Here is a 23,037-nt window from a genome sequence, read left to right on the forward strand (position 1 = left end):
TAATAAGTAAGGGGGATGATTTAATGAATAATGATGAAGAGGTAACAGAGAGCCTTTCGGATAAATTAAAATTCCAGACTATTAGAAAAGTATTTAGTGAGAGAGCTGAATTTATAATAATAGGCTTAACAGGTCCTATTGGTGGGGTAATTGGAGAGATGACAAATGTATTAGCACAAGATTATGAACTGCTTGAACCGTATATGTCATCAGAATGGTCAGAATTAAGTAGTGAGGTTTCAAAAGAACTGGAATATGAACATATATGTAATTATGCTAAGCATAACTGGAAAAAGTTTGATGTAATAAAAGCAAGAGATGTAATAATTACATATATTTTGGAGAATTCTAACAGTTATAATTATTTTATAGAAGATTTAGAGAAGATAGCACGTTATAATCATAATAAGACACATGAACATTTTTTGGAAAGCCAAATTGATGAGAATGCAATTATCAGACTTTTAAAAGCTAAGAAAAACCAATTAGAGAAAGAAAAAGGCTTTGATGAGGAAGATTATCAAAAGGGAGAGAGCTATTATAAAGAAAGCGTAAAAAGAGAAATAGAACAATTTATGAGCCCAAGTACAGATGGAAAGTCAATGCTTGATAGGATAAAAGAATATAATGATGAATTGTGTGAATTTATTGGCTCATTGAAAGAAAAGAAAGTGCCAAAAGGTTCTGGCGGAAGCAAAAGCGAAGATATGTCACTTTATGTTTATACAAAATATATATTACCTTGTGTAGGTGAATATATTAAAAATGTGTTAGATGATGAATATATTAAATTATTTCAAAAATATGGAAATGAAATTCGATTTTTTGGAACACTCGATAGGAGTAAATGGAAAGAAGCATTTAGAAAAGCACAGAATGGTGAGAAATTTGATTATTTTTATAGTTTAGTCAAAAGAATTAATACATTTATAAAAATAAGAAGAGCTCCAATATTTAATGAAAAATCTGTTCCTGTAAGAATAGTTATTGATTCATTAAAGAACCCTTATGAATTCAGCTTTTTAAAGGATAGATACTCAGCATACTATACTTTTGGAATGTTGGATAATGATAAGGAAAAATTTGGAGATAACAGATATAGAAAGAGTAATTATTTAAAATTATATGAACAGCCAGAGCAGATAAAGAATGGCTTTAAGAAATTCGTGGATATATTACTGGATGCTTTGGATATAGATGGTATGGGGCTTAAAACTGATAATAAAGTCGTGGAGTATATAAGAAGTCTAAGAAGTGCCTCAGATTATATAAATTATATATATAAAAAATTAGATATATATATAGAAGGAAGAGATACTGGCTGGAAAAAGGAAACATTATGTCCTGATTTAGATGAAATAAAATATATAAGCATTTTTGAAAGAGAAGGCATATTGGAGCAGGAATTTGAATTTTATATAAGCATATTAGAAGATCCGATAAGAGTGTATTGTTTATTATCAAATTTATATCCAATATATTTACAGGATAGCCAGAATTCTATTCAAAATGCAGATGTTTTATTTAGTCAGAAAAATATGGAAATACAGCTTAAAGAGTATTTAACATATAATATTGTTAAATATATAAGTCTTATTATGCACCCAGGATTAGTTTCACCGACAGATGTGGAAAGGTGTATGCAGATAGCGTTTGATGAAAAGATCAATTCTGGCTGTATTTCAAGACAGGTTGGTGCAGTTGTAACTGATGAACATTATAACATATTATCGGTTGGCTGGAATGATGTGCACGCTAATAGTAAGATTCCTTGTATTTATAGAAGCATAGAAGATCTTCAGAAACAGACACAAATAATAAAAAAGAATCCAGCGGTAAAGTGTCCAACATATAGTGAATTTGAATTAGATTATGAGGGTAATTTTAATAAAAATATTAATAAATACAATATGGGAGATATGAAAGAACATATAATGTGCGGAGTTCCTTCCTGTTATTGTTTTAAAACTGTATATAATACAATTGAACATAAAAATAATCCTTCTCATTCAAGGGCAATACACGCAGAAGCAAAGGCATTTTTAGATTGTGATAAGACAAAGGCAAAGGGTGGATATTTATTTACAACATCAAGTTCCTGTGAGAATTGTACTATGATAGCTAATGATTATGGTATAAAGAAAATATATTATATTGAGCGGTATCCGGGTATAGCTATGAATCACGTGAATGCTATAGGTGATGAAAAAGATAGAGCAGAATTTGTACCATTTTCAGGTGCAATAGGCGAAGCGTACACTAAATTGTACAAGCCAGTTATTCCACTCAAGGATGAATTAGAATTAAGAGGAATGCAGTTGCTATATAATGAGAATAATTTAGGTTAAATTATTACACTATTGATTATTAGAAAGGATTACCTATGCGTTTCGTACTATTTTACTCTACTGTAGAATCTTTCAACTATTTTACGGATAGAATTGTGGAAGAATTAATAAAAAGAAATCACGAGTGTTTTATATTAGATTTAACTAACAGCACGCAGGATGAGAGTCATTCCTTTAAGGCATTTACGGAGTTCCTTTCGGTAAGAGCAGATGCGGCTATAGGATTTGATGGAATAGGCTTAAAAGACGATATGTTTATAGAGCTGTGGGATTCTATGGATACGGTAGCTCTTAATATTTTGATGGATCACCCATTGAGATTTCATCCGACTATGCAGACGCATCCAAGAAATTATGTGCAGTTCTGCTGTGATGATAATCACGTTGATTATGTTAAGAAATATTTTGGTGATACTGTAGGCAGAGTAGAATTTATGCCACATGCGGGTACTTATAATGGAAAGTTAAATCTTGAAGGTTATGATAAACGTCCATATGATGTGTTATTTTCTGGGACATATTACAGACCACAGAGCTATCTGGAACAGATTGATAATACATTTAAAGATAATGAACTGCTCAGAGTATTTTATCACAATCTTGCTGAGTATATGATTGACAATAATAGTATAACAACGGAGCAGGCAGTGCTTGATGTTATTGATATGATGGAGCTCTCATTAGCGCAGGAGCAGGTTAAGCAGTTGTTTAGATTTTCTGAACCTATAGACTGGATGGCGAGAATGTATTACAGGGAGAAGATTATTTCAATAATAGCCGAAGCAGGAATTGATATATGGCTGTTAGGAAGAGGCTGGGAAAATCACCCTTCTGCTAATTTAAGCAATGTGCATATTATTAATGACCGTGTTCCATTTGCCAGGACACTTCCAGTTATGGCAGAGGCGAAGATTAATCTTAATGTTATGCCGTGGTTTAAGGCGGGTACTCACGATAGAATATTTAATATCCTGCTGTCAGGTTCTTTACCATTGACGGATTCAAGTAAGTGGCTTAAAGAGCATTTTCAGGATAAGAAAGATATTGTTTATTATAAACTTGATGCGTGTGAAGAAATACCTCAGTTAATAAAGCATTATCTGGATAATTCTGATGAAGCGAAAGCGATAATTCAGAATGGCTTCGATATTGTGGCAGACAATTATGTGTGGGGTAATATTGTGGAACAGCTGATAAGAAATGTGTGAACTATATTCTGTGTTGGAGAGGAGGACATAGATAATGGGAATATATTTGAATCCCCCAAGTGATGAATTTTACAATGCAGTTAAAAAGTCTAAAATATATGTTGATAAAACAGGATTGTTAAAATTCACTAATTCTGTTTTATGTGGTGAGCATAAGAATATATGTGTAAGTCGTCCTCGCCGTTTTGGAAAGTCTATGGCTGCCAATATGCTTGCGGCATATTATAGCAGAGGCTGTGAATCAAAGGAGCTGTTTGATGAACTTAAAATAGCAGAAGAACAGGATTACAGAGAACATCTTAATAAATACAATGTAATTCACATTAATATGATTGATTTCCTTAGCAGGGCAGCCTCGGTGGATGATCTGATAGATTATCTGCAAAGAAGATTATTGTGGGATATTAAGAAGGAATATTTAGATGTAGACTGCTTTGACTGGAATGATCTTGTTGATGTTTTAGAAACTGTATATAGTGAAAAGAAACTGCCATTTGTTATAATCATAGATGAATGGGATTGTATATTCAGAAAATATCCGGATAATGTCGAGGAACAGAAGAAATATCTGGACTTTTTAAGATTTTTTATAAAAGGTAAATCGTATGTTGCATTAGCATATATGACAGGTATTCTTCCTATTAAGAAATATGGGGAACATTCTGCTTTGAATATGTTTGATGAGTATTCAATGACTAATCAGAGGGAACTTGCAGAGTTTACTGGATTTACTGAAGAAGAGGTTAAAGAATTATGTGTCCAGTATGATATGCCATATGAAAAAATGAAACAATGGTATGATGGATACGAACTTAAAGGTGTGCAGATATATAACCCAAGGTCGGTTGTTATGTCGCTTCTTGGGCGTGATTTCGACAGTTATTGGACTAAGACAGAGACTTATGAAGCACTGAAGAAGTATATACAGCTTGATATGTATAATCTTAAGTCGCTTGTAACAAGGCTTATAGCAGGAGAGAGTGTTCCGGTTAATCCTGATAAATTTCAAAATGATATGACCACGCTGGAGAGTTCTGATGATGTGTTAACATTACTTGTACATCTTGGATATCTGACTTATGACTTTGATAATAAGAAGGTGGCAATACCTAATCAGGAGGTGCAGAAGGAATTTATCAATTGTATTGAAGATGGAGGCTGGGAGCCTGTTATGGATGCGATTAGAAGCTCGGACGAGTTACTATCTGCTACGTTACAGGGTGATGAGGAGAAGGTTTCATCAATGATAGAACAGGCACATCAGGAAAATACATCAATTTTAAAATATAATGATGAAAATGCACTTGCCTGTGTTATATCACTTGCATATTATTCTGCTAAAAAGGATTATTCAATCTATCGTGAACTTGCAGGTGGCAAGGGATATGCAGATATGGTTTTTGTCCCAAGGAATAATGTTAATAAACCAGCAATAGTAGTAGAGCTGAAATGGAATAAATCTGTCAGTGCAGCTATAGAGCAGATTAAGGAAAAACAGTATGTACAGAGCCTAAAGGGGTATTCGGGAGAAGTTGTGCTTGTTGGAATTAATTATGCTGTCGGTAAAGAGGATAATGGAGAGTTTAAGAAGCATAAGTGTGGAATTGAGAGGATAAGAAAGCTGGAGGCATAGCCTCCAGCTATTATTATTTAAGCCCAAACGCAATCTCCAGCATCTGAGTAAGCCTGATATCATAAGTATGGTACTTTTTAACCTTTTCAAAACCATTGTGAGCAATTTCCTGCCGGTCTTTATCGTGTGAAAGGTAGTATTCACATTTTCCCATTAAGTCATCAAGACTTGTATATGCTTCCAGATCTTCACCTATATTAAAATGTTCTGGCAGTTCTGCCTGATAGTTAGTTATAAGAAAACCTTCACAGCCAAGTACGTCAAATATGCGAAGAGACAGACCACTTCGTATTGATTTGGCTGTTAAGTTAAGGTTGATTTTGCTTTGGTGGAATATAATAGGCATTTCTGTGTTTGTCTTAGCAAAACCACGATTATGAATTAGTGGCATTGAGTATGTATCACTGCCTGTATACAAGTCTACGTTGAAATGTTCAGATAAAGCTTTCAGGTAACGAAGCCGCTCCTGTTCAGCCACCTTTACACTTATAATGTGCTGTGCAATTACAGCTTTTGTATCAACCTTCATACTGTCAGGAAAGTTGATAAGCTCAGGTCTGACTTTGCAAAATGCTTCTATTAGTTCAGGGGTTACACATTCCTCGATGAAGTTATATCCATATACAAGTAGCTGCGCTTCAATAAGTCCGTCTACATAGCCACGCATTTTTTCAGGAAGAGTAATCTTGTTATACAGACATTTTTCGGAATATAAAGAGCCGATAAATGATATATCTGATGAAAATCTGGCTCTGTCAGCAGCACTTGCCATAGTTGCAGTAGCGTAATTGTCACGCACGTTAGTGGCAAGCGGAATATGAAATATTCCGTCAGGGTTGATGTGGTGGAAATCGTTGTACAACTGTCTGTCGAATAAGAATACCTTATTGCAGGGATTAGCTAATGAAGTTGAGAATAATTCAAGTACAGGGCTGTCCACGATAAGGCACAGATACGGAATACCCCATATATTACATACATCAGATACTGAAGGAAAAAAGTTAATTGAGAATATAAAAGAATAAGTGTCCTGCTTTAAAAGCTCGTTAAGGCCCTTAATGCAGTCTGATGGAAGAAGCTGTTTGTTGTATACTTCTCTTGTATCTTCTGTTATATTGAAACCAAGGTGTTTAAAGGAAGCGATAATGTCGGGTTCGCATATACTTCCATATCTATAAAAAAGTATGTTCATAATTCTCCTTTGCATATATACTATATAAGTAATTGAGAATTATATTTTATCATAAACAAAGACGTGTTGCCAGTAAGAAAGCGTAAAGCAGCTGGCGAAGTTATATACATAAATATAAGAATTCTTATAGGAAAGATAAGAAAGTGAGATGGATAATATGGAAAACAGCAGTTATCACAAGGATATAATTAAAGGGTTTGATTTTAATAGAGAGGATTTTAAAAGTCCGGCTAAAAGAAATCTTATGATTGGGGCGGAAGAGGCAGATTATGTGATACTGGCTGATGAAAATGTAACAAGTGAGGAAGAGATAAGACAGATAATCACGGAAAATGATTTCCTGCTGGATTATGGTATGGCTATATTTGGAGAAAATGTGCCTGACGGAGAAATAGATTTTAATAACATAATTGATTATTTTAAAATGAATGTATATGGTGTGCTCATTAAGAAAAGCATACTCGTGTATACAGGCTGTTATAATGAAGAATTAACGGCTGGCATAGATTATGAGCTTGCGGTAAGAGTGGCATATTATGCAGAAAAGTATAATTACAATGGAATATATGGCGTGCTGTGTTCAAGCGAAGAGAACTTATTTTCACAGGAAGCAGGCTCATCAGACATACAGGAAGCAGATAATGCAGCGGGTTCATCAGACGTACAGGAAGCAGATAATGCAGCGGGTTCATCAGACGTACAGGAAGCGTATAATGTGACAGGCATATCAGATGAACAGACAGCTGCCCAATTCCTTACATATGCTTATGTTTTAAAGCTTTATATGAAAGAATTGACACACAAAGGACTGCTTGAAAATGCAATATATGCAATGAAGGCATATGCTGACAGTAAAGGGTGTGCATATTTATACAACGGACAGTTATTGGAAATTCTTAATAATGATGAGCTGTTTGCAAAGATTAAGATTAATACAGCACCATTTTATGTAATTATGGGTGATAATACTTGCCACGGAGTATTAAGAAGATTTGCAGGTGATATAACCAAGTCTCTTATCAAAAAAGGGCAGGCAGTAATAACATCTGATGGAAGTTATGGAATGACTGTAAATCTATCTGATATTGAGGATAATTCATTAAAGGGTTTTATAGGTTTTCAGTCTATTGTGTTATTTAAAGACTATTTTAGAAAGATGAAATGTCCTAAGTACATTTTCTGGTTTGATAATCCAATGTATTTTGGAAATTTGTTTGAAGGAATAGATGATAAATATTATCTTTTGTGCCAGGATAGATATTATGCTGAATTTATAGAGAAGCATTTTGGCGCGGTCAATGCTTTGCAGCTTCCACCAGCAGGAGAAGATGCTGGCTGGGAGGCTAATAAGGACAGACCATTTGATATAGTGTTTATCGGGGCGTGTAATTATGTAGATGAGAGTGTTATTAAAGATGAGTTTCAAAAAGAATATTATGAGTATATGAAAGCACATCCTAATATAACATTTGAACAGGGGCTTAAAGAGCTTCTTGTATACAAAGATTTTAATATTGATGAGCAAAAGTTTCTTTCACTGCTTGATTCTTTGCAGGATGTATGCCGCAATATAGTTAATTACTATAGGACGAAGGTGCTTGAGACACTTTTGGCAGCAGGTATTAAGATTGATGTATTTGGAGATACCTGGGACAGATATTCGGGACTTGGCAAAGATAATCTCATAAAGCATGATGCTGTAAATGTAGATGAGTCCCTTGAAATATGGGGCAGATCTAAGATAGGACTTAATGTGATGACCTGGCATAAGGCAGGAATGACGGAAAGAATAGCTAATATATGCCTGTCTGGTGCGGTATGCTTAAGTGAGAGAACAGAATATCTGGATAGAGAATTTAACAATTATGAGGATATTGTTACGTTTAATCTTGAACATCTTGAAAAGCTGCCAGATGTAGTAAGAGAATTACTTGCAAATGACAGCTTAAGAGAGAGTATAGCACAGAACGCATATATAAAAGCCTCTAAAGAACATATTTGGGATAATAGGGCAGAGAGTATCTTAAGAGGCTTATAAATTACAATTATGATATTAAATCAACCCAGCAATTTTGAATATATCATTTAACCTGACCTTATAATTGTGGAATTCTTTAACTTTATTGTAACCATTTAGCGCGATAGCCTTACGTTCATCTTCGTGCTTTATGTAGTAATCACATTTTCTGATAAGGTCATCAATTGATTCGTAATATACAAAGTCCTTATCAGGTGTGAAGTATTCAAGGAAATCTGCCTGATAATTAGTGAGTAGAAATCCACCGGCACCCATAATATCCATACAGCGGAGCGGAATACCTGATTTAATGCTTCTCAGAGTGATATTCAGGTTGATTTTGCTGCATTTGAATACATAAGGCATATTGTCGTAGAAATCAATAGGTCCTTTGTTAATCACATCAGGAAGCTCTGGAGTTGGGTTGTGTGTATAAAGTTTGGTTGTAAAATGGTCAGATACAGCCTTTAATATCTCAAAGCGTTCATTCTGTGTGACCTTTCTTGCAAGAAAATAATTCGCATATACATAAGAAGGAGTTTCAATGCCATCTTTATTAGGTGTGTAAGGTGTTATTTCCTGTATGGCTTTAATTATGTCAGGAGTAAGTGCATCTTCAAGGAAATTAGCACCATATATATGCTGTTGTGCATTTATTACAGCATCGAGGTAGCCCTTAACATATGGAGATATATTCTCTAGTCTTTCATAGAAATTGCCTTTTTCGTTGTACATAGAGCCGACAAATGATACATCACTGTCAAATACCTGATGAACCCTGGTGTTCATTGGCATACGGTCAAGACGTGCAGTGTTGACAGCAAGAGGCATATAATATACTGTATTTATTCCCCCATTCTTAAGCTGTAGATATTGTTCACTGTCGAATAAGAATATGTAATTGCAGGGGTTGGTTATAGTGTATGAATACAGTGTAAGAAGCGGGCTGTCGTATATCCATGATATGTATGGAATGTTGTGGCGGTTGCAGTTAGTAGATACGGCGGCACTGTAATTAAAGCTGAATACGGCATCGTAGTGCTGTCCTGTAATCTGTTCTTCAAAAAGCTTATCAAACTCTTCGCTTGCTCTTTCCAGAAAAAGTGGTGTTGATACAACTGTTAATTCATGCCCCATCTCAGTAAGGGCTTCTTTAATATCTTCAACACCAAAGTGGTGGTTCTCAAATTCAAGAATTCTCATAGTATTCCTCGTATTATTTTTATTTTATCTCTGATATTATATCATAAATTTTGTGCAGTTTTTCAGCGAATATAAAGTTTCGTAAGGAACTTTTAAGATGAGCACATTAGTGCTCATTATATCATATGCCCTGCGTTGCTTTTCCACGCATCCGAAGTTTCGAAGAAACTTCTAAGTGACTACGAAGTAGTCATATTATATCATAAATTTTGCGCAGCTATTCAGCGCATATAAAGTTCCGTAAGGAACTTTTAAGATGAGCACTTTAGTGCTCATTATAACAGCATATATCAGTTGGAATGGTTTTGAATATTTCGGACATAAGTCTGTTATTGATTGCTAATAAGCAGTGTAATATATTATAATTCAGGTAATTATTATATCGGCAGAGGAGATGTGTTGTGAAAGTACTATTTTTTCAATGGGATGCATTTATGCAGAAGGGCATAGAGGCAGCATTAAAGGAACTTAATATAGAATATGATACATTTTATTACACGATGAAAGACTGGGATAATGACAGTGAACTTGAGAGTAGTCTTGACAGATATATAGCGGTGTCCAAGAATGTATACGACTGTGTGTTTTCAGTTAATTTCTCGCCGGTTATCTCGGACTTGTGTAATAGATTAAAGCTTCCTTATATTTCGTGGGTGTATGACTGCCCTATCAATATAAGAAGGACAGAGGTATTAAAGAATAAGTGTAATACAATTTATTTCTTTGACAGAATACAGGCACAGCATTATATGGAAAATGGAGTAGCAGGGGCGAAGCATTTGCCGCTGGCGGCTGATGTAGATACATTTCGGCCGGCTTTAGCTAAAGATGATAATTATGCGTGTGATGTTGCATTTGTTGGAAAATTGTATAAATCGGACTATTCTTATATAAGTAATTATCAGGATGTATACACGAAAGGTTATCTTGAAGGTATTGTTGAAACACAGCAAAAGCTGTATGGAGGATATATTATAGATGACTGCATTAATGATAATATAATGAAGCATATTAATGAGAATTTTGCCAATGTATCCAATGGCAGTTATTCGGTTATTAAGCCGGAGGTTACATATGCACTGGCAACAGAGGTCACAAGCAGGGAGAGGTTTATGGCACTTGCACTTTTGCAGAACAGGTGTAATGTTAATCTATATTCTACAGATGTGGATGAAAGATTAAATAATGTCAATAATAGGGGATATATTGATTATTATTCCCAGATGCCCAAAGCATTTTATAATGCAAAGATTAACCTTAATATATCGCTTAAGATAATACAGTCAGGAATTCCACTGCGTGTGCTTGACGTACTTGCCTGCAAGGGATTTCTTATAACTAACTACCAGGCAGAGATAATGGAATATTTTACGCCGGGAAAGGATCTTGTTGTATATGAGGATATTAAAGACCTTATAGCGAAAGTACAGTATTATCTTGATAATGAAGATGAAAGATTATGGATTGCGGATAATGGCTATAAAAAGGTTAAAGAGAATTTTAAGGTGAAAGACAGAATTGATAGTATATTAAGAAATTAGATATACATTTTTGCATATGTGCATTGTTTGTGCTTGCGGCTTATGTCACCTAAAGAGTATAATATCAATGTGACACCAATATTATGCGATTGGAGAAATTATATGGATAAGATTAATTCATTTTATAAGATGTTAAAATACAATGCTGAGAAGTATCCGGATAAAGAGGCGATTATATATGACACGATGACGGTTACTTATCAGAAGCTTTTTGAGGACTCATATAAGAAAGCACTTCATCTTATGAGGTTTGAGGGCAGCAGGATTGCAATATATGGACCAGCTTCATACAGATGGATAGTTAATATGTTTGGAACAATCCTTGCTGGTAAGGACGTTGTGCTTGTTGATTTTTTCCTTCCCCAGAATACAAGAAATGATATATTAAAGAAGGTGGGTGTTGATTACATTTTATCATCTACTAACCAGTATATACTTGCAGACAATGAGGCAATTATAATAACTGATGCGGAGAAGGATGAGGTAAATGGCCTTATATATAATGAAGAAAATGTAAAAGAGGGCAATATTCTTATGCTTACAGCCGTTCCACAGGAGTGTGACAAGGCGGTTGTGCTTACAGTTTCCAATATACTTAATACAGTAAGTGCAGTTAATGAATGTTGTATGTGTGCACCAGAGGATAAGGTGCTTGCACAGATTGCACTTCATCATATATTTGGATATATATACAGTCTTATATGGCCAATCCATAATGGTGCGTGTGTATGTATTGGAAGAGGCTTAAGACATATAGATGCAGATACTTATTATTACAATCCTACAATCCTGCCTGGAACACCATCTATGATTGAATATCTGAAGAGAATAAAAGCACTTAATGAAAATCTTAAGACTATAATTATAGGAGGTGCAAGCTGTCCGTTCAGATTATTTGAGGCGTTAAAGGACAGGGATTTGAAGGTATACAATGTATTTGGAATGACAGAGGTGTCAGGATGTATTGGAATTAATGATACTATGGATGGCACTTACAAGATATTTGCTAGTTCTAAGGTTGCAATTGAACCTGATGGTGAGATTGTGGTAAGTGGTGACTGCGTTATGAAAGGCTACGATAAAGATGATGCATATACTAAGCGTGTCATCAGGGACGGAGTATATCATACAGGTGATATAGGAAGAATTAATGATAAAGGGCGTCTTGTACTTTTAAAACGTAACCCTGAGATTATTCTTCTTCCAACAGGAGAGAAGATAAGCAGGACGGTTACAATAAGGCAGATTAGTGCACTGGATGGAGTTGCAGAAAGCTATGTTACTTTATATGATGACAAGCTTACAGCAGTTATTGTGCCAATAGATAAAGATGTAAGAGAAGAAAGATTTGTGAGGCTTATTAATAAATATAACGAAAAGAAGGGTTACCGTTGGGAAATCCAGAAGACAATCATAAGCAAAGCACCACTTCCAAGAATGGATAATGGAGATATTGACCAGAATTCAATAGAAACACTTATTGCTAATGAAAAGTAAGGTGTTAAGTAAATGCGGTGAGTGCCGATATATTTATTAGACTAATTAAGGATGAGAGGTAATGTCATGGAGGATATGAAGAAAGAACAGATAGAAGTATTAAATGAAGCAAAAGGATATTGCACAAATGTACTTCACTGTATAGATACAGTTGTTCCAGAACTTAAAGGCGATAAGAAGGATGATACAGATGAGTATCTTAGAATGACTGTTGACGGAGTTAATGTAGCTCTTGAGATGTATAATGCAACAAGAGATTTAACAGCAGGTGCACAGCCGGCAGTAGATGAGGCTGATGGTAATAAGGCTGTTAAAGAGTTATCAGCAGCATTAAAGTCAGGTGATGATTCAGCTAAGGCTGATGCTCTTGTAAAGGTAAGAGTATTCATCGCACAGTTTAAGGACTGTGCTGAGGCTGTCTGCAAGTAATAGAATATATTGATGGATTATGTATTGATAGATTAACCCAGTTCAATACGCCCTGATATATAATATATGTAATTTAATAAAAGATAAAACCCCTGTTATAGAAGAAAACAGCAGATAATGAATTGTTGTTTTCTTCTATAACAGGGGTTATTTATATGTTCTTCCAGATATGGTTTCTATCAACACATTTTGTCCTATAACAATTTTTGTCAAACACGGTTGCTGTAAACACATCTTGTCTTATAAGTCTAAATATATCCGTTAAACATCATTCCGGTATAAGCCGAAAGGTTATAAGGATCAGGGAATGACCTTAATGGATTCTTGTATGCAATAATCTTATTGTTGACATAGTCCATAGGGTTGAGTGCAATATCCTCAGCCTTTTCTTTAATGGAATTCTTAAACGAATTAAGGCTTTCATAAATGTGGCTTAAGGCGTCTTTGTTATCAGCGTTAATAATAACTTCCTTGTCAGCACTTATAGTTCCGTCTTTATTAAGCGAAAGTCCGCTGTCTGCAAGCTGCTTCTTGTATGAGCGTGCAATTGATGCGATTTCATTCTGGAGCTTTTCTGTTCCCTGAAAATGATTATTATTCTCATCATTAGTAACAGAGATAAGGTTGTTGTAACCAGCTACAAGTTCGTTAAGACTTTCCACAATAGAGTCTGCATCTGCCTTGAGGCTTATTGTTACAGGTTCTTCTGTTACCTTTGATAATTTGACATCATATGCTTTGTTGATTGTTATTGAATTGCTCATAGATGAGCGTTCATCACCATCAACATCAAATATGGCGTTGGCTGGATATTGTGTAACCCTGTCAAGTCCAAGAGTATCAATGAGCGGCTGGTTGCTAGCATCATCTGACTTTATGGAGAATATAACAGGAGTTGTTCCGTTAATGCCGGTTGCTTCTGATTCAATATTAATAGCTGTATTGCCTAGATTATCTTCCTTGATATTAGCTGTAAGTCCAATGTTGGAGCGGTTGATAAGTCTTGCAATCTTGTTCTGTATATTATTAGTTGTCTCGGAGTTGTCCACTTTAAACTGGAACTCATATATAACATCATTGATTGATAAATCAAAAGAATATTCGCCAGGTTTTATATGCTTTGAACGTGGCTGTAGGTAGTTACCTGTATTAAGCTGTGAACAGGCTAACTGTTTAACATTTATATCAAAGCTTTCATCATCTGATGCTGCACCAAAGTCGGTAATGTAACTGGCATTGACGGCAGAAGCATTGCTTGATACAGCAGACTTCTTAAATGTCATTGTACCATCAGCACCGTCAGATAAATCCTCAGTAATATTCTCTAACGCTCTTGCATGTTCTTTTAAATCAATGGCGTATTTCTGGGCAGCAGTTGATAAGTCTAATTTGTACACAGGAGTCTGGCTGTTAATCTTAACAACCTTGCTATATGTGTTCTTAAGCTGAGTTCTTGTATGTGAGTCATACTTGGAATTAGATTTGTTCCCGTACTGGGATAAATAATAGCTGTATACACTACTAATCATAACAGTCACCTCCCTGTCTGTATGTATAATTGGTATAATGTGTATCGTCACAAAATATTTAATATATTACTATAATTACATATAAAACACATAAATATATAACTTTAACTGTCATCAGTTGCAGATACAGTAACTCCATTTGCTATATCCATAAACTTTATTATATTTTATAAGGAATGGCTTGATTTTGCAATATACATATAGTAGAATGTTTAAGGTTTTTTGAAAATATTTATATAAATAATGTATAAATTATAAAAATCTGGTTGACGAAATATCAAAAAATATGTTATATTAGGCTGGCTATGGAAGCGGTCTTTTTTTTATGCCCGAAACTTACCCAACAGTTCAGGTATTAAAGAAAAACCAATTGGTGTTAATAACACCTGCAAAATAAATAATTGGAGGTGGAAGTTGTGCGAGTAAAGATAACATTGGCATGTACTGAGTGTAAACAGCGCAATTACAACATGACTAAGGAAAAGAAAGCTCATCCGGACAGAATGGAAACAAAGAAATATTGCAAGTTCTGTAAGTCACACACATTACACAAGGAAACAAAGTAATTGGTATCAGTGAGGTATTAAGATGAGTGAAGCTGTTAAGACAAAAAAACAGAAAAAGAGCTGGTTCAAGGGCTTAAAGGCAGAGTTCTCTAAGATTATTTGGCCAGACCAGAAGTCACTTACAAAGGAAACCATCGCTGTATTGGTTGTATCCGTATTATTAGGTGTAATTATTTCAGTTGTGGACTTGATTGTTCGCTTTGGAATTGAATTCATTGTAAAGTAAGGAAAAGGTGATCAGATGGACGAAGCAAAATGGTATGTTGCCCATACTTATTCAGGATATGAGAATAAGGTTAAGGCTAATATCGAGAAAACTGTTGAAAACAGAAATCTTCAGGACCAGATTTTTGAAGTTCTTGTTCCGCTTGAAACAGTAGTGGAAGTTAAGGACGGCAAGAAGAAGACGGTTCAGAGGAAGACGTTTCCTGGATATGTCTTTGTAAAGATGGTGATGAATGACGACAGCTGGTATGTTGTCAGAAACACCAGGGGCGTAACAGGGTTTGTTGGTCCTGGATCTAAACCAGTACCATTATCTCCAGCTGAGATAAGATCATTCGGAATCAGCTCTGATGATGAAGAAGCTAAGCCAGTAGTTGAGTTTGCTGGTAAGGTAGGTGATCAAATCAAGATTCTTTCAGGTGCCTGGGAGGATACAGTAGGAGAAATTGTCAGCATTAATGAAGGCAAGCAGTGTGTTACAATTAATGTTGAGATGTTCGGTCGTGAAACACCGGTCGAGATTGATTTCACAGACGTGAAATTACTGTAAGATTTAGGTCTTACAAGAAGTGGGAGGCTTTAAAGCCGCCATAAACCACATTATATTTAGGAGGTGCCACAATGGCAAAGAAAGTAACAGGTTATATTAAATTACAGATTCCTGCCGGCAAGGCTACACCAGCTCCACCAGTTGGTCCAGCACTTGGTCAGCATGGTGTTAACATTGTAGAATTTACAAAGCAGTTTAATGCAAAGACAGCAGATCAGGGCGACTTAATTATCCCTGTAGTAATCACAGTTTATGCTGATAGAAGTTTCAGCTTCATCACAAAGACTCCACCTGCTGCAGTTCTTCTTAAGAAGGCTTGCAATATTAAGTCAGGTTCAGGCGTGCCTAACAAGAATAAGGTTGCTACAATTAAGAGAGCAGAAGTTCAGAAGATTGCTGAACTTAAGATGCCAGACTTAAATGCAGCTACAATCGAAGCAGCTACTTCAATGATTGAAGGTACTGCTAAGAGTATGGGTATTGTTGTAGAAGACTAATTCTATAACGAGGCTTTGAATAAAGATTGCTAAAGGTCTTTAAAGACATTTAGACAAGATTTTATTTTATAATTTGTTGATTTTCATAGAAGAACATGTGGCTGAGAATTAATCTCGGGATTGTTCAATATGTGGGAGGAAAGATGAAATCCTTCCGATAATACCACTAGGAGGTTTATATAATGAAAAGAGGAAAGAAATACGTTGAGGCAGCCAAGAATATTGACCGCCAGACATTATATGAAGCAACTGAAGCTGTTTCTTTAGTTAAGAAGAGTGCAGTTGCAAAGTTCGACGAGACAATTGAAGCTCATATCAGAACAGGTTGTGATGGACGTCACGCTGAGCAGCAGATCAGAGGAGCTGTTGTTCTTCCACACGGAACAGGTAAGACTGTAAAGGTATTAGTATTTGCTAAGGGTGCTAAGGCTGAAGAAGCTGAAGCAGCAGGAGCAGATTTCGTTGGTGGCGAGGAATTAATTCCTAAGATCCAGAATGATAACTGGTTTGATTTTGATGTAGTAGTTGCTACACCTGATATGATGGGCGTTGTTGGTCGTTTAGGACGTGTACTCGGACCTAAGGGCTTAATGCCAAACCCTAAGGCTGGTACAGTTACAATGGATGTAACAAAAGCTGTTAATGATATCAAGGCTGGTAAGATCGAATACAGACTTGATAAGACAAATATCATTCATGTGCCAATTGGTAAGGCTTCATTCACAGAGGAGCAGTTATCAGACAACTTCCAGGCTATTATGGATGCAATCGTTAAGGCTAAACCAACTTCACTTAAGGGACAGTATTTAAAGAGTGTTGTTCTTACAGCTACTATGGGTCCTGGTGTAAAGGTTAGCACAGCTAAGTACGTTGGTTAATTATAATTAATTAATCATATGTAAGCTGATGAATGGATTAGCTTATTGCAGGATTTGGGTTATACAACGCAATATTACGAAGAATTAATATATTCTTTGTGAATAACGGTTGACAACCAATATATTATGATAGTATACTATCAATGTTTGTGTTACTATCTGGTTGATTTGGATATAGATTTATAATCTGTATCAGATTGATGTGATGGTTTCATAATATAATTAAAGTGAAAGTGATTTCACATTTTGCCTAAGACAGCAGGTCCCGAAAGGGTTAAAGGTAATACGCCTACCGAGGACAGACTTAATGCGTAAAGCATTGATTATCAGTTTATTCAGTCCTTCTGTCTTATAGATAGAAGGACTTTTTTGTTAGAGCAATGAAGCATAATACTTAAAGTGTTATGGTTGTTGTTGAATGAGCCTGATACATGTACGTCTGGGCAGAATATTATCTGGCGACAGATATAATCTAACAGGAGGTAAATATTCATGGCAAAAGTAGAACTTAAGCAGCCTATCGTAGACGAAATCAAAGCAAGCTTAGAAGGCGCTCAGGGCGTTGTGGTAGTTGACTACCGTGGCTTAACTGTTGAGCAGGATACACAGCTTCGTAAGCAGTTAAGAGAAGCTGGTGTTGTTTACAAGGTTTATAAGAATACTTTAGTAAAGAGAGCAATTGCAGGTACAGAGTTCGAGCCAATGGCAGAAGTTCTTGAAGGACCTAACGCTATTGCAATCTGCAAGGAAGATGCTACAGCTCCAGCAAGAGTTTTAGCTAACTTTGCTAAGACAGCAGATGCACTTGAACTTAAGTGTGGTGTTGTTGAAGGTACTTACTATGATGCTACTGGAATCGCAGCTATTGCTAACATTCCTTCAAGAGATGAACTTCTTGCTAAGTTCCTTGGAAGCATCCAGTCACCTATTACAAACTTTGCTCGTGTTATTAAGCAGATTGCTGAGAAGAACGAAGAGGTTGCATAATTACGCGGCATAATCAGTATGATTATTGACGGACAGGTGTGACTATGTCAGCCTGCCACGAAACTTAATTAAAAGACTATTAAAAAGGAGATTATAATAATGACTACTCAGGAAATTATCGAAGTTATTAAAGGTTTATCAGTATTAGAATTAAATGATTTAGTTAAAGCATGTGAAGAAGAATTTGGTGTTTCTGCAGCAGCAGGTGTTGTTGTAGCAGCAGGTGCAGCAGCAGGCGCAGCAGCTGAAGAAAAGACAGAATTTGACGTAGAACTTACAGAAGCTGGTGCTAACAAGGTTAAGGTTATCAAGGTTGTTCGTGAAATCACAGGTCTTGGATTAAAGGAAGCTAAGGAAGTTGTTGATGGCGCTCCTAAGGTTGTTAAGGAAGGTGCTTCTAAGGAAGAAGCTGAAGAAATCCAGAAGAAGCTTGAAGCTGAAGGTGCTAAGGTTACTCTTAAGTAATTCAGATTGTCAGTTTGATACTTGCTTGACATATATATGCCGTATGGCATAGCATATATGAACAGAATTTTTAATATATTGCGGTATGCTGAATAATCGCTTGATTTTTTAAAGCATATTTGGTATATTATATAAAATATGAAAAAGTTCCAGTTGTTGTATTGACAGCTGGAACTTTTTTTGTTACTATGAATAATGCACTATTATGGTATGGTGTGCATAGTATTTGCACGCATATCGATAATGTAATAAATTAATGTAAAGTAAAGAAAACTAAGGGGTGAAACGTCAATGGAGAAAAACAGAATACGTCCAGTAAAGTCAGGCAAATCGATGCGTATGAGTTACTCAAGACAGAAAGAAGTTCTTGAGATGCCTAACCTTATTGAAGTACAAAAAGATTCTTACCAGTGGTTTTTAAATGAAGGCTTAAAGGAAGTCTTTAGCGACATCTCTCCAATTGCAGATTATAACGGAAGGCTCAGTCTTGAATTCGTTGATTTTGCATTATGTGAGGAAGAGAGAAAGTACTCTATAGAAGAGTGCAAGGAAAGGGATGCTACATATGCAGCTCCACTTAAGGTACGTGTAAGACTTCATAATAAAGAGAGCGAAGATATAAGCGAACATGAAATCTTTATGGGTGACCTTCCTTTAATGACTAAGACCGGTACATTTGTGATTAATGGTGCAGAACGAGTTATTGTCAGCCAGCTGGTACGTTCACCTGGTATTTATTATGATATACAGAAGGATAAGTATGGAAAGATATTCCTCTACAGTTCAACAGTAATTCCTAACAGAGGTGCGTGGTTAGAGTATGAAACAGATGCTAACGATGTATTCTATGTTAAGGTTGATCGTAATAAGAAAGTACCTATTACAGTTCTTATAAGAGCACTTGGTTTTGGTACTAACGCAGAGATTCTTGACATATTTGGTGAAGAGCCTAAGCTTCTTGCAACAATGGAGAAGGATACATCTACTAACTATCAGGAAGGTGTACTTGAACTTTATAAGAAGTTAAGACCAGGAGAACCATTATCAGTTGAGAGTGCAGAAGCACTTATTTCTGGTATGTTCTTTGATCCTAGAAGATATGACCTTGCAAGAGTAGGCCGTTATAAATTTAATAAGAAGCTTTCATTCAGAAACAGAATTGCAGGACACATTCTTGCAGAAGACGTTGTAGATGGCAATGGTGAAATTCTTGCTAATGCTGGTGATAAGCTTACAAGAGAAACAGCTGAGAAGATTCAGAATGCAGCTGTTTCAGCGGTATTTATTGCTGCTGAATTAAAGGGTGCAGAAGGTGCGGTTACTAAGAGAACAGTTAAGGTTCTTTCTAATCTTGCTGTAGATATCACTAAGTGGGTAGATATCACAACAGAAGAAGCTAAGGAATTAGGAATTAACGAAGCTGTTTATTATCCGGTTCTTGCACAGATTTTAGCTGATAATGAGTCACTTGATGATATTAAGGACGCTATTGCTAAGAATACAGCAGATCTTATGCCAAAGCATATTACAGTAGAAGACATTATTGCTTCTATTAATTATAATATGCATCTTGAGTATGGCATTGGATACAAGGATGATATCGATCACCTTGGTAACAGAAGAATAAGAGCTGTTGGTGAATTATTACAGAACCAGTTCAGAATTGGTATTTCAAGAATGGAAAGAGTTGTTCGTGAAAGAATGTCAACTCAGGACTTAAGCGGTATTTCACCACAGTCATTAATTAATATCAAGCCTGTAACAGCAGCTATCAAGGAATTCTTTGGTAGTTCACAGCTTTCTCAGTTTATGGATCAGAATAACCCATTATCTGAGATTACACATAAGAGACGTCTTTCAGCACTTGGTCCTGGTGGTCTTTCGAGAGATCGTGCAGGTTTCGAGGTTCGAGATGTACATTATACACACTATGGTAGAATGTGTCCTATCGAAACACCTGAAGGTCCTAATATCGGTCTTATTAACTCACTTGCTTCATATGCAAGAATTAATGAGTACGGATTTGTCGAAGCACCTTATCGTATAATCGATAAGACAGACCCTAAGAATCCTAGAGTTACAGATGAAGTACATTACTTCACAGCAGATGAGGAAGATGATTTCCATGTAGCACAGGCTAATGCAGAGATAGATGAGAATGGATACTTCGTTAAGAATACAGTATCAGGACGTTACAGAGAAGAAACATCAGAATTCGATAAGAGTATGATTGATCTTATGGACGTATCTCCTAAGATGGTGTTCTCAGTGGCTACATCTATGATACCTTTCCTTCAGAATGATGACTGTACACGTGCCCTTATGGGTTCTAACATGCAGCGTCAGGCGGTGCCTCTTCTTATGACAGAAGCACCAGTAATCGGTACAGGTATAGAGAATAAGACAGCGTGTGACTCAGGTGTATGTGTAGTTGCAGAAGAAGATGGTGTTGTACTTTCATCAGAATCTAACAGAATTCTTGTAAAAGAGACAAGTGGAAAGGTTCACGAGTACAAGCTTACAAAGTTCTCAAGAAGTAACCAGAGTAACTGCTATAACCAGAGACCTATTGTATTTAAGGGAGATGAGGTTAAGGCAGGAGATGTTATCGCAGATGGTCCTTCAACATCTAATGGTGAGATTGCCCTTGGTAAGAACCCTCTTATCGGTTTTATGACTTGGGAAGGTTACAACTACGAGGATGCTGTACTTCTTAGTGAGAGATTAGTAAGAGATGATGTTTATACATCAATTCATATAGAAGAATATGATACAGAAGCAAGAGATACTAAGTTAGGACCAGAAGAAATCACAAGAGATTTACCTTCTACAGGTTCAGATGCAGTTAAGGATCTTGATGAAGATGGTATCATCCGTATCGGTGCTGAGGTAAGAGCCGGTGATATCCTTGTTGGTAAGGTTACTCCAAAGGGTGAGACAGAGCTTACAGCAGAAGAAAGACTTCTTAGAGCTATCTTTGGTGAGAAGGCAAGAGAAGTAAGAGATACATCACTTAAAGTTCCACACGGTGCTTATGGTATCGTTGTAGGCGTTAAGGTATTTACAAGAGAAAATGGAGATGAATTAGCTCCAGGTGTTAACAAGAATGTCCGTATCTATATCGCACAGAAGAGAAAGATTTCTGTAGGTGATAAGATGGCTGGTCGTCATGGTAACAAGGGTGTCGTTTCAAGAGTTCTTCCAGTAGAAGATATGCCATTCCTTCCTAATGGCCGTCCACTTGATATTGTACTTAATCCTCTTGGTGTGCCTTCGCGTATGAATATTGGACAGGTGCTTGAAATTCACTTAAGCCTTGCTGCCAAAGTATTAGGTTTTAACGTAGCGACACCTATCTTTGATGGAGCTAACGAGAATGATATTATGGATACACTTGATATGGCCAATGCTTATGCTAATCATCCATTTGATGATGAAGAGCTTGCACGCGAAAAGGCAGATGCAGAAGCTAATGGTGAAGAATATCCTGCTGATATGACAACATTTACTGCTGAATACAAGGAACTTTTAAGAGATGACGTATTCCAGTTCCTTTCAGATAACAGAGCTCACAGAGCTGAATGGAAGGGTGTTCCAATCGGAAGAGATGGTAAAGTAAGACTTCGCGATGGTAGAACAGGTGAATACTTCGATAGTCCGGTTACTATCGGTTTCATGCACTACTTAAAGCTCCATCACCTTGTTGATGATAAGATCCATGCTCGTTCAACTGGTCCTTACTCACTTGTAACTCAGCAGCCACTTGGTGGTAAAGCCCAGTTTGGTGGACAGAGATTCGGAGAAATGGAAGTATGGGCTCTTGAAGCTTATGGTGCATCTTATACACTTCAGGAAATCCTTACTGTTAAATCTGATGATGTTGTTGGTCGAGTTAAGACATATGAAGCTATTATTAAGGGTGAGAACATTCCTGAACCAGGAATTCCTGAATCATTCAAGGTTCTCCTTAAGGAACTTCAGTCACTTGCTCTTGATGTAAGGGTTCTTGATCAGGACAATAACGAAGTTAAGCTTCTTGAAAGTTCAGAATATGAAGTTACAGATTTCAAGAAGGTTCTTGATGATGGTGGTTATAAGAGAAGTAGCCGTGATGAAGAAAATGAATTAAAGAACGCAGGTTATCACGCAGAAAAGCAGGGTGATGACGGTGAGGCAACCATAGAAGAACTCGGATCAGAAGATGACGATTTCGATTATGACAGCTTAGATGATGACTATGATGATTACGGTGACGGAAATATAGAAGAATAA

18 protein-coding genes and 1 other annotated feature are annotated in these 23,037 nt (G+C 36.2%); of the genes, 15 read left to right on the forward strand and 3 right to left on the reverse strand.

From position 1 onward, the window contains the following. Positions 1-23 precede the first annotated feature (23 nt). The 3 genes from WMO42_RS09400 to WMO42_RS09410 all read left to right on the forward strand — a co-directional run bounded on the left by WMO42_RS09400 (position 24) and on the right by WMO42_RS09410 (position 5,189). Entirely contained in the window at positions 24-2,348 is a 2,325-nt protein-coding gene (locus WMO42_RS09400; protein WP_349192141.1) for a hypothetical protein, read from the forward strand. A 95-nt stretch (positions 2,349-2,443) separates the two neighbouring features. Then, positions 2,444-3,556 carry a glycosyltransferase gene (locus tag WMO42_RS09405; protein WP_349192143.1) on the forward strand — a complete coding sequence of 371 codons (1,113 nt, stop codon included), beginning with the start codon at positions 2,444-2,446 and terminating at the stop codon, positions 3,554-3,556. A 34-nt stretch (positions 3,557-3,590) separates the two neighbouring features. Beyond that, positions 3,591-5,189: an AAA family ATPase gene (locus WMO42_RS09410; protein WP_349192144.1), complete on the forward strand. Its 1,599-nt coding sequence runs from the start codon at positions 3,591-3,593 to the stop codon at positions 5,187-5,189. Between the two features lie 13 nt (positions 5,190-5,202). Here WMO42_RS09410 and WMO42_RS09415 read toward each other — a convergent pair whose 3' ends face one another. Next, the gene (locus WMO42_RS09415; RefSeq protein ID WP_349192145.1) at positions 5,203-6,381 is read right to left on the reverse strand and encodes a glycosyltransferase; all 1,179 of its coding nucleotides are present in this window, start codon (positions 6,379-6,381) and stop codon (positions 5,203-5,205) included. A 157-nt stretch (positions 6,382-6,538) separates the two neighbouring features. On the opposite strand from WMO42_RS09415, the gene WMO42_RS09420 reads away from it, so the two are divergent. After that, on the forward strand, positions 6,539-8,419 hold the full coding sequence (locus tag WMO42_RS09420; RefSeq protein ID WP_349192146.1) for a glycosyltransferase: 1,881 nt from the start codon (positions 6,539-6,541) through the stop codon (positions 8,417-8,419). Between the two features lie 15 nt (positions 8,420-8,434). Here the strand turns inward: WMO42_RS09420 and WMO42_RS09425 are convergent, their stop codons facing one another. Further along, positions 8,435-9,601 (reverse strand): DUF3880 domain-containing protein, encoded by a 1,167-nt coding sequence (locus tag WMO42_RS09425; protein WP_349192147.1) that lies wholly within the window; start codon positions 9,599-9,601, stop codon positions 8,435-8,437. A gap of 401 nt (positions 9,602-10,002) precedes the next feature. On the opposite strand from WMO42_RS09425, the gene WMO42_RS09430 reads away from it, so the two are divergent. From WMO42_RS09430 to WMO42_RS09440, 3 genes are all read left to right on the forward strand, one after another. After that, positions 10,003-11,142: a glycosyltransferase gene (locus WMO42_RS09430; RefSeq protein WP_349192149.1), complete on the forward strand. Its 1,140-nt coding sequence runs from the start codon at positions 10,003-10,005 to the stop codon at positions 11,140-11,142. Positions 11,143-11,244: 102 nt separating this feature from the next. Continuing rightward, a complete protein-coding gene (locus WMO42_RS09435) occupies positions 11,245-12,639 on the forward strand; it encodes an AMP-binding protein (protein ID WP_349192150.1) in 1,395 nt (464 codons plus the stop codon). Positions 12,640-12,714: 75 nt separating this feature from the next. Continuing rightward, the gene (locus WMO42_RS09440) at positions 12,715-13,068 is read left to right on the forward strand and encodes a hypothetical protein (protein ID WP_349192152.1); all 354 of its coding nucleotides are present in this window, start codon (positions 12,715-12,717) and stop codon (positions 13,066-13,068) included. Between the two features lie 248 nt (positions 13,069-13,316). Here WMO42_RS09440 and WMO42_RS09445 read toward each other — a convergent pair whose 3' ends face one another. After that, the gene (locus WMO42_RS09445) at positions 13,317-14,597 is read right to left on the reverse strand and encodes a hypothetical protein (protein ID WP_349192153.1); all 1,281 of its coding nucleotides are present in this window, start codon (positions 14,595-14,597) and stop codon (positions 13,317-13,319) included. Between the two features lie 416 nt (positions 14,598-15,013). Here WMO42_RS09445 and rpmG point away from each other — a divergent pair, with 416 nt between their 5' ends. From rpmG to WMO42_RS09485, 8 genes are all read left to right on the forward strand, one after another. Then, positions 15,014-15,163 carry a 50S ribosomal protein L33 gene (rpmG, locus tag WMO42_RS09450; RefSeq protein ID WP_012738549.1) on the forward strand — a complete coding sequence of 50 codons (150 nt, stop codon included), beginning with the start codon at positions 15,014-15,016 and terminating at the stop codon, positions 15,161-15,163. Positions 15,164-15,185: 22 nt separating this feature from the next. Then, positions 15,186-15,389 carry a preprotein translocase subunit SecE gene (gene secE / locus WMO42_RS09455; RefSeq protein ID WP_022205588.1) on the forward strand — a complete coding sequence of 68 codons (204 nt, stop codon included), beginning with the start codon at positions 15,186-15,188 and terminating at the stop codon, positions 15,387-15,389. 15 nt (positions 15,390-15,404) lie between these two features. Beyond that, on the forward strand, positions 15,405-15,938 hold the full coding sequence (gene nusG / locus WMO42_RS09460) for a transcription termination/antitermination protein NusG (RefSeq protein WP_022501279.1): 534 nt from the start codon (positions 15,405-15,407) through the stop codon (positions 15,936-15,938). 71 nt (positions 15,939-16,009) lie between these two features. Beyond that, positions 16,010-16,435, forward strand: coding sequence for a 50S ribosomal protein L11 (gene rplK, locus WMO42_RS09465; RefSeq protein ID WP_022501278.1), 426 nt, complete (start codon positions 16,010-16,012; stop codon positions 16,433-16,435). Between the two features lie 182 nt (positions 16,436-16,617). Then, complete coding sequence (gene rplA / locus WMO42_RS09470; protein WP_022501277.1) at positions 16,618-17,313, forward strand: 50S ribosomal protein L1; 696 nt, start codon at positions 16,618-16,620, stop codon at positions 17,311-17,313. A gap of 231 nt (positions 17,314-17,544) precedes the next feature. Next, positions 17,545-17,693, forward strand: a sequence feature (ribosomal protein L10 leader region). 112 nt (positions 17,694-17,805) lie between these two features. Next, positions 17,806-18,300: a 50S ribosomal protein L10 gene (rplJ, locus tag WMO42_RS09475; protein ID WP_022501276.1), complete on the forward strand. Its 495-nt coding sequence runs from the start codon at positions 17,806-17,808 to the stop codon at positions 18,298-18,300. Between the two features lie 90 nt (positions 18,301-18,390). Then, positions 18,391-18,765 carry a 50S ribosomal protein L7/L12 gene (rplL, locus tag WMO42_RS09480; RefSeq protein ID WP_090140417.1) on the forward strand — a complete coding sequence of 125 codons (375 nt, stop codon included), beginning with the start codon at positions 18,391-18,393 and terminating at the stop codon, positions 18,763-18,765. A gap of 291 nt (positions 18,766-19,056) precedes the next feature. Continuing rightward, positions 19,057-23,037, forward strand: coding sequence for a DNA-directed RNA polymerase subunit beta (locus WMO42_RS09485; protein ID WP_349192154.1), 3,981 nt, complete (start codon positions 19,057-19,059; stop codon positions 23,035-23,037).

This window comes from Lachnospira sp. CLA-JM-H23, assembly GCF_040096425.1.
Classification (GTDB): domain Bacteria; phylum Bacillota; class Clostridia; order Lachnospirales; family Lachnospiraceae; genus Lachnospira; species Lachnospira rogosae.

Excerpts from the sequence above, each read along its gene's own strand:
- secE (WP_022205588.1), top strand. The coding sequence starts at position 15,186 with ATGAGTGAAGCTGTTAAGACAAAAAAACAGAAAAAGAGCTGGTTCAAG.
- WMO42_RS09400 (WP_349192141.1), top strand. The coding sequence starts at position 24 with ATGAATAATGATGAAGAGGTAACAGAGAGCCTTTCGGATAAATTAAAA.
- rplA (WP_022501277.1), top strand. The coding sequence starts at position 16,618 with ATGAAAAGAGGAAAGAAATACGTTGAGGCAGCCAAGAATATTGACCGC.
- WMO42_RS09485 (WP_349192154.1), top strand. The coding sequence starts at position 19,057 with ATGGAGAAAAACAGAATACGTCCAGTAAAGTCAGGCAAATCGATGCGT.
- WMO42_RS09425 (WP_349192147.1), bottom strand. The coding sequence starts at position 9,601 with ATGAGAATTCTTGAATTTGAGAACCACCACTTTGGTGTTGAAGATATT.
- WMO42_RS09415 (WP_349192145.1), bottom strand. The coding sequence starts at position 6,381 with ATGAACATACTTTTTTATAGATATGGAAGTATATGCGAACCCGACATT.
- rplK (WP_022501278.1), top strand. The coding sequence starts at position 16,010 with ATGGCAAAGAAAGTAACAGGTTATATTAAATTACAGATTCCTGCCGGC.
- WMO42_RS09435 (WP_349192150.1), top strand. The coding sequence starts at position 11,245 with ATGGATAAGATTAATTCATTTTATAAGATGTTAAAATACAATGCTGAG.
- WMO42_RS09440 (WP_349192152.1), top strand. The coding sequence starts at position 12,715 with ATGAAGAAAGAACAGATAGAAGTATTAAATGAAGCAAAAGGATATTGC.
- WMO42_RS09410 (WP_349192144.1), top strand. The coding sequence starts at position 3,591 with ATGGGAATATATTTGAATCCCCCAAGTGATGAATTTTACAATGCAGTT.
- rplJ (WP_022501276.1), top strand. The coding sequence starts at position 17,806 with ATGGCAAAAGTAGAACTTAAGCAGCCTATCGTAGACGAAATCAAAGCA.
- WMO42_RS09445 (WP_349192153.1), bottom strand. The coding sequence starts at position 14,597 with ATGATTAGTAGTGTATACAGCTATTATTTATCCCAGTACGGGAACAAA.
- nusG (WP_022501279.1), top strand. The coding sequence starts at position 15,405 with ATGGACGAAGCAAAATGGTATGTTGCCCATACTTATTCAGGATATGAG.
- WMO42_RS09420 (WP_349192146.1), top strand. The coding sequence starts at position 6,539 with ATGGAAAACAGCAGTTATCACAAGGATATAATTAAAGGGTTTGATTTT.